The organism is Rhodococcus sp. PAE-6, from assembly GCF_025290685.1.
Taxonomy (GTDB): domain Bacteria; phylum Actinomycetota; class Actinomycetes; order Mycobacteriales; family Mycobacteriaceae; genus Rhodococcus; species Rhodococcus pyridinivorans.
This window is the reverse complement of record NZ_JAOCLZ010000237.1, coordinates 1-236: the sequence shown is the minus strand read 5'-3', so window position 1 is coordinate 236 and position 236 is coordinate 1. Positions and strand designations below refer to the sequence as shown.

The following is a 236-nucleotide window of genomic DNA, read 5'->3' as shown; positions in this document are numbered from 1 at the left end:
CGCCGGGCGTCGTCGCGTGGGCGTCGCCGACGCTCGCGACATCCACGCCGAGCCGTTTGAGCTTCGTCGACAGGTCGGCGCCGGGGAACTCGGCGGTGCCGCCGCCGAGCCGGTCGGCGACGACCTCGGCGGTGCTGTAGCCGGGGGCTCCGAGTCCGTCGCAGGTGCCCTCGACGGCCGCGCATTCACCGATCGCGTAGACGGCCTCGGCCGAGGTGCTCCGACCGGTGCGGTCG

General features: G+C 75.4%; 1 protein-coding gene. It reads right to left on the bottom strand.

Annotated elements, in window-relative coordinates:
• Positions 1–236 (bottom strand): hypothetical protein (locus NVV99_RS26885; RefSeq protein ID WP_260783344.1); only part of this gene is annotated, 236 nt, incomplete at both ends.